The sequence below is a fragment of the Streptomyces sp. NPDC000229 genome, from assembly GCF_040300825.1.
Taxonomy (GTDB): domain Bacteria; phylum Actinomycetota; class Actinomycetes; order Streptomycetales; family Streptomycetaceae; genus Streptomyces.
In genome coordinates, this window is the sequence record NZ_JBEPEL010000041.1 from 49,136 (window position 1) to 59,885 (window position 10,750).

At 68.3% G+C, this 10,750-nt stretch carries 8 protein-coding genes; 7 read left to right on the forward strand and 1 reads right to left on the reverse strand.

The window, feature by feature from the left end:
• The first annotated feature begins 66 nt into the window (after positions 1 to 66).
• From ABT360_RS20645 to ABT360_RS20670, 6 genes are all read left to right on the forward strand, one after another.
• Positions 67 to 732 carry an amino acid ABC transporter permease gene (locus ABT360_RS20645; protein WP_351818242.1) on the forward strand — a complete coding sequence of 222 codons (666 nt, stop codon included), beginning with the start codon at positions 67 to 69 and terminating at the stop codon, positions 730 to 732.
• Positions 729 to 1,685 carry an amino acid ABC transporter permease gene (locus tag ABT360_RS20650; protein WP_351818245.1) on the forward strand — a complete coding sequence of 319 codons (957 nt, stop codon included), beginning with the start codon at positions 729 to 731 and terminating at the stop codon, positions 1,683 to 1,685. Before ABT360_RS20645 ends, ABT360_RS20650 begins: the two co-directional genes overlap by 4 nt.
• Before the next feature lie 117 nt (positions 1,686 to 1,802).
• On the forward strand, positions 1,803 to 2,861 hold the full coding sequence (locus ABT360_RS20655) for a hypothetical protein (protein WP_351818248.1): 1,059 nt from the start codon (positions 1,803 to 1,805) through the stop codon (positions 2,859 to 2,861).
• A 275-nt stretch (positions 2,862 to 3,136) separates the two neighbouring features.
• Complete coding sequence (locus ABT360_RS20660) at positions 3,137 to 5,563, forward strand: penicillin acylase family protein (RefSeq protein ID WP_444852287.1); 2,427 nt, start codon at positions 3,137 to 3,139, stop codon at positions 5,561 to 5,563.
• A 121-nt stretch (positions 5,564 to 5,684) separates the two neighbouring features.
• On the forward strand, positions 5,685 to 6,761 hold the full coding sequence (locus ABT360_RS20665; RefSeq protein WP_444852288.1) for an alpha/beta hydrolase: 1,077 nt from the start codon (positions 5,685 to 5,687) through the stop codon (positions 6,759 to 6,761).
• A 182-nt stretch (positions 6,762 to 6,943) separates the two neighbouring features.
• The gene (locus tag ABT360_RS20670; protein WP_351818257.1) at positions 6,944 to 7,597 is read left to right on the forward strand and encodes a cutinase family protein; all 654 of its coding nucleotides are present in this window, start codon (positions 6,944 to 6,946) and stop codon (positions 7,595 to 7,597) included.
• A gap of 111 nt (positions 7,598 to 7,708) precedes the next feature.
• Here the strand turns inward: ABT360_RS20670 and ABT360_RS20675 are convergent, their stop codons facing one another.
• The gene (locus tag ABT360_RS20675) at positions 7,709 to 8,773 is read right to left on the reverse strand and encodes a BTAD domain-containing putative transcriptional regulator (RefSeq protein ID WP_351818260.1); all 1,065 of its coding nucleotides are present in this window, start codon (positions 8,771 to 8,773) and stop codon (positions 7,709 to 7,711) included.
• A 335-nt stretch (positions 8,774 to 9,108) separates the two neighbouring features.
• On the opposite strand from ABT360_RS20675, the gene ABT360_RS20680 reads away from it, so the two are divergent.
• Positions 9,109 to 10,623 (forward strand): peptidoglycan DD-metalloendopeptidase family protein, encoded by a 1,515-nt coding sequence (locus ABT360_RS20680; RefSeq protein ID WP_351818263.1) that lies wholly within the window; start codon positions 9,109 to 9,111, stop codon positions 10,621 to 10,623.
• Positions 10,624 to 10,750: the final 127 nt, after the last annotated feature.

A 10,750-nucleotide genomic window follows, 5' to 3' on the forward strand; every position in this document is an offset into this window, starting at 1 on the left:
GGCACGGCGCGCCGCCTCCGACGGTGGCGCGCCGAGCCGTCCCCGCACGCGAAAGGGCGGGAGATCGTGTTCGACTTTCTCGAGGGCTACAACCTGCTGGGCGCCTTCTGGGTGACGGTGCAGCTCACCGTCTATTCGGCCATCGGCTCCCTGATCTGCGGCACCCTCCTGGCCGCGATGCGGGTCAGCCCCGTGCCCCTGATGCGAGGCTTCGGTACCGCGTACGTCAACATCGTGCGGAACATTCCCCTGACAGTGATCATTGTCTTCACATCGCTGGGCCTCTTCCAGACGCTCAACGTCACGCTCGGCGCGGACGACTTCAAGACCATCAATTTCCGGCTCGCCGTGCTCGGCCTGATCGCGTACACCTCCGCGTTCGTCTGCGAGGCACTGAGGTCCGGCATCAACACCGTCGCCATCGGCCAGGTGGAGGCCGCACGCGCCATCGGCCTGCCCTTCACCCAGACCCTGAGGCTGATCGTGCTCCCGCAGGCCTTCCGCTCGGTGGTGGGTCCGCTGACGAACGTGCTGATCGCCCTGACCAAGAACACCACGGTGGCCGCGGCGATCGGTGTCGCCGAAGCGGCGCTCCTGATGCGGGAAATGATCGAGAACGAGGCACAGCTGATCCTGATCTCCGCCCTCTTCGCCTTCGGGTTCATCTGCCTGACCCTTCCCACCGGGCTCGTTCTCGGCTGGGTGAGCAAGAAGGTGGCGGTGAAGCGATGACCTCCGTCCTCTACGACGCCCCGGGCCCCCGCGCCAAGCGGCGCAACCTCCTGTACACCGTGGTGTTCCTGGTCGCCCTCGCCGCGCTGATCTGGTGGGTCGGGCGGGCCCTGGCCGACAAGGGCCAGCTCGAATGGATCAAGTGGGAGCCGTTCGTCACCGACTCCCGCGCCTGGAGCACCTTCCTCCTCCCGGGGCTCGAGAACACGCTCATCGCCGCCTCGCTCGCCATGGTCATCGCGTTGCCCCTCGGAGCGCTCTTCGGGATCGCCCGGCTCTCCGACCACTGGTGGGTACGCGGGCTCGGCGGGACCGTCGTGGAGTTCTTCCGCGCCATCCCGGTGCTGATCCTGATGCTTTTCGCCAATGCGGCGTACGCCGAGTTCACCGACATCAGCCCGGAGAACCGGCCGCTGTACGCCGTGGTCACCGGTCTCGTCCTGTACAACGCCTCGGTCCTGGCCGAGGTGGTACGCGCCGGAATCCTGTCCCTGCCGCGCGGCCAGACCGACGCGGCCAAGGCGATCGGCATGCGCAAGGGCCAGACCATGACGTACGTCCTGCTGCCACAGTCGGTCACCGCGATGCTGCCGGCGCTCGTCAGCCAGCTCGTGGTCATCGTGAAGGACACCGCGCTCGGCGGTGCGCTGCTGGGCTTCTCCGAACTGCTGGCGTCGGTCCGCCCGATGAGCGCCAACTACGGCGCGAACACCATCGCGAGCTTCACCGTCGTCGCCCTGATCTTCGTCGTACTGAACTTCCTGCTCACCACCTTCGCGAGCTGGCTGGAAGGCAGGCTGCGGCGCGGCAAGAAGTCCACCGGCGCGGTGGTCGGGGTCGACGCGGTCGCGGAGCTCGCGACGCCGGGCGAGCACGTCCACCCGGACGAGCATGGCGACCCGCGGGGACGCGCGGCGGACGGCAAGGCCGCGAAGAACGACAAGGACACATGACGCAACGCGATGACGGCGGGCCGGCCTTCAGCACGGGACCGAAGGCAGGACCGGACCAGAAAGCGGCCGGCGCGGGCCCGCGAATCGGTGCGGTCCGGGATGCGGCACGATGAGCGCATGGACGGACAACGGGGAAGCGCTGAAGAACGATCGATCGCGGATCTCGCCCGGCGACTCGTCGCGGCGGACACCGGCGGCTGGACGCCGGACGGAGTGAGGGCCTTGGCGACCGAGCTCGGCTGGGCGTGGGACGGCACGCCGGACGAACCCGTCCTGGTCACCGGCCGGCCCTCGGGCGACGCCCGCCTGCGCCCGGTCGGCAGATACGAGGAACGCTTCGTCGGCCGCGAGTCGTACGTGGAGCTCGCGGTCCCGGTGGCTGTCGCCGCACCGGACGCCGCCGCGCAGGCTGCCGCCTTCCGTGCCGCCAGGGAGGAGTTGACCACGGCGCTCGGTAAGCCGTCCATCATGGGTTCGCACGGCGACCTGGGCCCCTTCTACGACAGCGGGCCGGTCTGGGGCGCGCCCTTCGTGCGCTGGCGCGGCAGGCCCGACACCCTGGAACTGCGCGCGGGGACGTCGGGGCCGGAGCTGGTCCTGCAGCCCACCGGCCCGGCGGAGAACTGGTTTTGGCGTCAAGGCGTCGGCGAGGAGCACTCGATCAGCGGCTTCTTCGGCAGCAATCGTGACCAGGCCAACACCGGCCTCGGCTTCCCCGGCGGCTGGACCGCCCGTAGCTGGGAGACCGTCGTCCGGTCGCTGGACGAATTCCTGGGGGCACTGCCCGCCGAGACCACGGCCCTTGGCATCAGGATCGGAATGCCGTTCTACGGGCGCACCGGCCGCGGCGCACCCATCCTTTTCGACGTCACGTGCGGCGATCGGCTGTCGATCGGCTGCTTCGCCCCGGACGGCGCCGATCCGGCCGCACACGGCTGGGGCACGGTCACCGACCACCCGGGCACGGCGTCGATCTGGGACGACGACGATCCGGTGTGGCGCGTGGACGCGGGCGGCCCCGGCGAACCGAAAGGCCGTGCGCTCGCGGAGATGCTCGTGGCGACGGCCAGGGCGGCCGGGGTGAGCGGTCCGAGCGACCTGATCGTCGGCGGCGAGGCCGAGCACGTCGACGGTTACCACGTCACGTACTACGGGCTCGGCCTTCCGACCGGCTGACCGTTCCCCACGCACGCACCGCCCGCGGCGTGTGCTCCCGGCTGCCGTCCGGCCACCTCGTCGTGCGGGTGAGGGCGAGGTGATGTGGTCCCGGCCGGGGCTCTGCTGCCGCATTTCCGCGCCGTGCAGCTCGCCGGGCGGCACTGGCGCCCGGTGCGGGCGGGGTCATCGAGTTTTCATCGGTCCTCCTTAGCGTGGCCGCATTCGGACGGAAGTCCGCACACCAGGGGAGGGACGGCTCGATGGCGCCAAGGAGACGCAGAGCGAGGCTGCCGATGGCAGTCATGGTCGCGGTGGCGGTGATGAGCACGCCGGCGGCCACCGGGTCAGCGGCCACCGGACCACCTGAGGGCGAACAGGGGCTTGCCCAGCCGACGATCCGTTACACCGAGTACGGGATCCCGCACATCACCGCCTCGGACTGGGAGGGGCTGGGAACGGGCTACGGATACGCCGCGGCCAAGGACAACATCTGCACCTTGGCCGACACCTATCTGATGGTCAACGCCCAGAGGTCCCGTTATCTGGGCCCCGATGGCAGGGCGAGCCCCGGTCAGAACCAGAACAGCACCACCAATCTCAACAGCGACCTGTACTTCCAGCGGATCAAGGACGACCGGGTGGTGGAGCGGCTGCTCGGCCGGCCCGCCCCCAACGGGCCGGAGCCAGAGGTCAAAGAGGCCATTCGCGGCTATGTCCAGGGATACAACAGGTACCTGGCCGAGACGGGCGTGGACACCATCTCCGACCCGGCCTGCCGTGGTGCGGCCTGGGTGCGGCCGATCACGGAGCTGGACGTCTACCGGCACGCGCACGCCCAGATCATCATGGGCAGCGCCGATGCGCTGCTGGACGGTCAGGTGAACGCCGCACCCCCGGGGGCGCCGGCAGCCGCGCCGCCGGCGTCCTCACCCGCGAAGACGGCGAAGAAGATCCGCGACGCGATGGCGGTGAGCCGTCAGCAGAGCATGGGCAGCAACGCGTTGGCGGTCGGTTCACAGGGCGTCTCCGGCGGCACCAGCATGCTGCTGGCCAACCCGCACTTTCCGTGGCAGGGCAAGAACCGGATGTGGCAGAGCCAGCTGACGATCCCGGGAAAGGTCAATGCGTCCGGTGCCGGCCTGCTCGGGTTCCCCGCCGTGAACATCGGGCACAACAACGATGTCGCCTGGAGTCACACGATCGCCACCGTAGCTCCGTTCGGACTGTTCGACGTGCAGGTGGACCCGCTGAACCCGACCAGATACCTGGTGGACGGCACGTGGCAGCAGATGACCTCGCAGCAGGTCGGTGTCGACGTGCGGAAGGCGGACGGCTCCATCGGCAAGGTCACCAGGACGTTGTGGTCCACCCGTTACGGCCCGATCACCACAGCGATGCAGGGCGTCCCCTTGCCCTGGGTGGTCAGCGCGCACGCGGTACGCGACGTGAACATGCACAACCTGCGGGCGTTGAACACCTGGTTCCGCCTCGAGCAGGCCAAGGACGTCCACGATGTGGTGAACACGCTGGAGACCACGCAGGGGGTCCCCTTCTTCAACACCGTCGCCTCCGATCGCAAGGGCAACGCGCTGTACGCGGACATCCAGGCCACCCCCAACATCACCGACGAGCACGCGCAGTCGTGCCTCACCCACACCGGTCAGCTGCTCTTCAACCAGGGGCTACGGCTGCCGAACGTGCCGCCGATCTCCATCCTCGACGGCAAGCGCAGCGAGTGCGACTGGCCCGATGACCCGAATGCGGTCGCGCCAGGACTGCTGGACCCGCACAAGCAGCCACGCCTGATCCGGTCCGACTTCGTGGGCAACGCCAACGACAGCGCCTGGCTGGCCAACCCCGAGCAACCACTGGCCTTCCCCAGGGTGATGGGCGACACCGCGGCGCCCCGATCGCTGCGTACCCAGGAGCTGATCCTGACGGCGCAGAAGCGGATCAACGGCACCGACGGCCTGCCGGGCAGGGGCTTCACACCGGAGACCATGGGGAAATTGCTGTTCGCCGACAACAGCAGGGCGGCCGATTTGGCCCTCAACGCCACGGTGACGATGTGCCAGAGCCTCCCCTTCGGGGTCATCCTGGTGGACGGCAACCTGGTCAACGTGAGTGAGGCGTGTCCGATCCTGGCCGCCTGGAAGGACCACGATTACACGACGGACAGCCGGGGGTCCTGGCTGTTCGCGAACTACTGGTCCCTCCTGCTCGATGGACGGGGAATCGAGAAACTACCGTGGCGGGTTCCCTTCGACCCCAAGGACCCGGTGCACACGCCCAACTCACTGGATTCCGGGAGCTCCAGTGTCCGCGACGCGCTCGGCCGGGCCGTTCTCGCCCTACGCAAGGCGGGCATTCCGCTGAACGCCCCCCTGTCGGACGTCCAGAAGGTCACCCGCGGTGGTGAACAGATCCCCATCCACGGCTCGATCAGCCAACTGGGCGTGCTGAACGTGATCACCCCTGGCCAGGTCGACGGAAAACCGGACATCGTCTTCGGGTCCAGTTTCATCCAGCAGGTACGGTTCACCGCCGACGGCCCGCCACAGGCGTTCTCCGTCATGGCCTACTCCCAGTCGGCCGACCCGAACTCGCCGCACTACGCCGATCAGACCAAGCTGTTCTCGGCAGGCCGGTGGGTGACCGAGCGGTTCACCGAGGATCAGATCGCGGCCTCACCGGCATTGCGGGTCAAGGTCCTGGACTGACATCGGCGTATGGGCACGCCGGAGCCCCGACGACGGCCTCCGGCGTACCCCTTCACCGGATTTCCTCGCTTCCCGACAGGTTTCGCGCCGCGCAACGACAAAGCTCACGAGGGGGAACACTGTGACAAGAACATCGAATTGGTGGCGGGCAGTGGTGGCATGGATGATCGCCGCTGCGGCCGTCGTCGTGCCGACAGGGTCTGCACAGGCCGCTGACAGGACCGTGCCGCCCCCGATGGCGAACGGATTCGGCCTGACCCAGGTCGGCACGGCGACCGGAAGTGCCACCAACTTCCACATCACTGTGACCACGCCCGAGGTCGCGGGCGAGCAGCACATCAAAATCATTCTGCCGAGCGGCTACTACGACGACCCGGGCAGACGTTACCCGGTGCTGTACTTCCTGCACGGTTCACCCGACGACCCGGTCCAGCAGACCTATCCCGCGCTGACCATGTCGGACTCCGTGATCACCGTCATCCCGGACGGCGGTGCTCGCGGCTGGTACGCCAACTGGCTCAACCAGAAGACTCAGCTCGGTGCCCAGAACTGGGAGAACTTCCATCTCAAGCAGGTGATTCCGTTCATCGACGCGAACCTGCGGACCATTGCCGCCAAGAAGGCCAGGGCCGTCGCCGGCGTCTCCATGGGTGGGTTCGGGGCCTTCCACTACGCCCAGGTCCGTCCCGACCTGTTCAGCCAGACCGCCTCCCTGTCGGGAGACATCGATCTGTCGGCCAACTCCATGGACCTACGGCTGGCCGTCGTCGCCTCCCTCATCGACGCGACGGGAGTGATCTGCGGCTCGGCATCCGGGGCCTGCGATCCCAACGACTCCCCGTACAAGCCCGCTGTGGACAGTGACGCCCTGTTCGGCTCGCCCTACCCGGTGTTCAACGTCGACTGGCGGTGGAACCAGGTCGACCCGTCACAGCACATGGATAGACTCGCGGGAGTCGGGGTCTCCATCTATGTGGGCAACGGAGGCGGCTCACCCCTCGAAGCGGAGTTCTGGCTCGAAGGCGCGGCCAAGAACGTCAAGGCCCGCATGGACGCTCTGGGCATGCCCTACCACTACGTCAACTACGGCGACGGTTCCGGCTGGGGCACCCAGTGCAACGGCGGCCACAACGCCGGCTGCTGGGAAGAGGATCTCCGGGACCTGATTCCCCGGCTGGAACGGGCCTTCGCCTCCTGACCTCGAGCGACCGCAGCGTGGGGTACCGGTCTGGCTGAGGGCGGAGCAGCCCGGGCCGGCCGGGCCCTACGGGTTTCATCCGGATGTCATCGACCGCTGCCACTGTTGTCCGGTGACCTCGGCCGACCGCGTACCTCGACGGAGAGCGGACGCACAGGCCACCACCTACATGGGGAGGACAGATGCGAGCAACAAGGACCACGGCTGCGTTAGCCGGACTTCTGCTGACAGCGGGGCTTTCAGTGGCACAGGGGTCGCCGGCGCAAGCAGCAGCTCCGTGCGAGGGCACCTACACGATCGTCGTCGGTGGCACGGGCAGCTCGTGGAACAACGACGGCTTCTACGGCAACATCCAGCAGCACGTCGGGTACCCGACGCAAATCCCCAACGGCGCGAGCGCCCGGGCGGGCGTCAACGAGCTGAACCGGCTGGTCCGCGACCAGCGTGCCGCGTGCCCGGGCCAGCACGTCAAAATGGGCGGGTACTCCTTGGGTGCCGCGGTGGTCCACATCTGGGTGACCGAGAACTGGCAGACGTTCGACAACGTCAACGCCATTCTCATCGCGGACCCCAAGCGCCAGGGCCCTCCCGGCGCCAACGGCGGATCCGTGCCGTTCGGCGGCATCGTCGGTGCTCCGCTCGCCGGCGCCGACAGGTTCTTCGGCAACGTGCCCGTCAAGTCCATCTGCCACTGGGACTACGTCTGCGACGAGTCCGCCGGCATCTGGACCTACCCGAACAATCACGTCAGGAACTACCCGGCGGACTTCAACATGGATCACCACAACGACAGCGCCAACGAGCAGTGGTACAACGGCGCCTGGTATCCCTGGTAATCAAGGAGGGCTCGTCGGCCGGGACCGTGGCCGGGTACCTTCGCCGTCTGTCAGCGGCCGAGAACAATCGGCCGCCTGACAGGTGGCGAACCGTCTGCGCCGCTTGAGCGGTCAGTGTGCGGCTGCGGTGAGGCCGGCTTCATCCCCGCGCAGAATCATCTGATAGGTCCGCCGCAGCATCCGGCTCGGAAGAACCCCCAGGTCGTCCGCCAGACGGCGCCGCGCGCGGTCGAACACGGCCAATGCGTCGGCCTGTCGGCCGCTGCGGTACAGCGCGCGCATCAGCATCGCGGCCACCGGCTCGTTCAGGGGGTGTGCCGCGGACAAGGCGAACAGCTCGGCAATCGCTTCGGAGCACTGGCCCAGCCGCAGCTGCCACTCCACCTTCCGCTGCAGGATGGTGATCCTGCGCTCAGTGAGCCGCAGCCGTTCCAGTTCGGCGAGTGGCCCGGGCAGGCCGGCCAGGAGCTCCCCGCGAAACAGGTCCAGCGCCTGCGAGCACAGGCGGATCACCTGTGTCGGTTCGTCTGCTCGGTCCGCCGCGCCGATGGCGGTGACCAGTTCCTCCATACGCGCCACGTCCACGTCGACCGCGCCGGAGAGCAGCCGGTAACCACGCCGGTTGTGCTCAATGACCGAGTCCTGGCCGTCCACGGCGCGCAGGGTCTTGCGTAATCGGTAGACATATACGGGCACCACGTTCGCGACCGGCGACTCCATCCCCCATACGCCGTCGAGCAGCTCCTGCCGGCTGAGCGTACGGCCCGCGCGCAGCGCAAGCGCCGCCAGTACGGTTTGCTGACGGAGATGCCCCAGGTCCAGGGGCCGCCCGTCCTGCCATGCCTGCAGCGGTCCGAGCACGGAGATCCGCACGTTCGGTGCGGCCGCTCGGCCGGCGGCGGTCCGCAGCACCGGGCCCACCGACTTCGTGCGGGGTCCACGTCCGGGGACGACCAGGCCACTGTCGAAGGCGTGGACGATGGCGGCAGCCCGGTCGCGCAGACCGAGCTTCACGAGGATCCGCGCCAGGTGTTCGGCCACGGCGTCCTCGGTGATGGCGAGGGCGGTGGCGATCTCGTCGTCCCGCAGGCCGCAGCCGACCGCGGAGAGCACCTGGCGCTCCTGATGCCCGAGCACGGTGGTTGCTGGTCGGTCGGTGGTGGCGGTCGTCGGCATCGCTGCTCCCCGGGCTCCTGACTGGTCGGTCTGGCGGACGCCGTCGAGAAGGTAGTGGTGGGAGGGTCGGGCAAGGCACCCGGAACGATGCGGAGTGACAGCGCGTACTCCCGCCGATGTGGTTCGTCGCAGCTGATGTCGGAGTGGTTCGGGGGGCAGCACCGACCGCCGCGGCACGCACCCCCTACGGGGAGGTGAAGGCGCTTGTCAGTCCGTAAGGTTGCGGGTTCTCCGGCCGGGGGTCCGTCGATACCTTCCACACCGCCAGTCATACGGCTCCGCCGTCGCGTCACCTGCCCGCTTTGCGACGACTACCCAAGAGAGAGGAGCGTTTCGTGCTTCTCGGTTCACCCCGACGCGCACTGCGCCTCGTTCTCACGCTCACCGCGACAGCCGCCTTACTGCCGGCTCTGGTGACGTCTCCGGCTGCCGCCCGGCCCGCCGGCTTCGCCGGTTCGTGCCCGACCTCCGGTTTTGTGTCCCAGTACTACAGCGATGCCCACAACGGCATCGACATCGCCAATGACTACGGCACCCCGATCCATGCCGTAGGTGATGGCGAGGTGATCGACTCGGGTCCCGTCTCCGGCTACGGCCAGTGGATCCGCATCCTGCATCGGGATGGGACGGTGACCGAATACGGGCACATGTACCAGCGGGACGTCTCCGTCGGTGAGCATGTCGTGGCCGGTCAGCGCATCGCGCTGATGGGCAGCGAAGGCCAGTCCAGTGGTCCCCACCTCCACCTGCGCGTGTGGGGCGACCGGACCACGCACCGCCGGACCGACCCCATTCCCTACCTCGAAGAACGCGGTGTGGAGCTGCCTTGCACACCGGGAAGCGGCCCCCCGCCCGCGCCGTTGGTGCATCCGGCGGAGTCGGGCCGGGTGGTGTCGGCGAGGGGAGCGGACGGTCGGTTGGAGGTGTTCGCGGCCGGGGCCGATGGCGTGCACCACGCGTGGCAGCGGGGGGTGAACGGGGGTTGGTCGGACTGGGAGTCGTTGGGCGGTGCGGGCGGCGCGCAGTTGGCGATCGCGCCGAACGCCGATGGGCGTTTGGAGCTGTTCGCGATCAATGGGGACATTTTCCAGCATCGGTACCAGCTGACGCCTTCCGGTGCATGGTCGGGGTGGGAGACATTCGGCGGCGGTGGGCGTGATGTGGCCGCGGGTGCCCAGGCCGATGGACGGTTGGAGGTGTATGCGTCCGGTCCGGTGGGCGTGTTCCACCGTTATCAGTCCGCGCCGAACGGGGGCTGGTCGGGGTGGGAGCCCACCGGTGGCGGGCCGGCCGGTGGTCGGCTGGAGATGGAGAAGTCGCCGGATGGGCGGCTGGAGGTGTTCGCGCTCAACGGCGAGGTGTTCCAGCACCGGTATCAGACGGCGGTGGACGGTGGCTGGTCGCAATGGGAACCGTTCGGCGGCGGCGGTCGCGATCTGACGGTGGACCACAACGCCGACGGGCGGTTGGAGGTGTTCGCCTCCGGTCCGGCCGGGGTGTTCCACAAGTACCAGACAAGTTCGGTGAGCTGGTCGGAGTGGGAACCATCGGGCGGCCCGGCGGATGCGGAGCTGACCAGCGAGCGGACCCCGGACGGGCGGGTCGAGGTCTTCGCGATCAACGCTGGTACCGCGATGCACACCTGGCAGACCGGGGTGAACGCACCCTACGGCGAGTGGGCGAGCTTCGGTGGTGGCGGAACCGAGATCACTGCCGCGACGAACGCCGACGGTCGGATCGAGGTGTTCGGGACCAGTCACGCCGGCGTTTTCCACAAGTGGCAGACCGGCTTCTCCTTCTGGTCGGAATGGGAGTGGCTCAACAACACCTCCGGCCCCGCCGTCGACTAAAGCGTGTTGCAGAAGGCTGTGTTCGGGCATTTTTCCTGTATGGGTGGGGTGCTGGGCCCGCATCTACAAGGGACACACCCCGAACGAACTCGACCGTCCCGCGAAGACGGTCAAGGCCGGCGTTCAC

Coding starts and splice junctions, on each gene's coding strand:
- ABT360_RS20650 (WP_351818245.1), top strand. CDS start 729: ATGACCTCCGTCCTCTACGACGCCCCGGGCCCCCGCGCCAAGCGGCGC.
- ABT360_RS20655 (WP_351818248.1), top strand. CDS start 1,803: ATGGACGGACAACGGGGAAGCGCTGAAGAACGATCGATCGCGGATCTC.
- ABT360_RS20660 (WP_444852287.1), top strand. CDS start 3,137: ATGGCAGTCATGGTCGCGGTGGCGGTGATGAGCACGCCGGCGGCCACC.
- ABT360_RS20670 (WP_351818257.1), top strand. CDS start 6,944: ATGCGAGCAACAAGGACCACGGCTGCGTTAGCCGGACTTCTGCTGACA.
- ABT360_RS20675 (WP_351818260.1), bottom strand. CDS start 8,773: ATGCCGACGACCGCCACCACCGACCGACCAGCAACCACCGTGCTCGGG.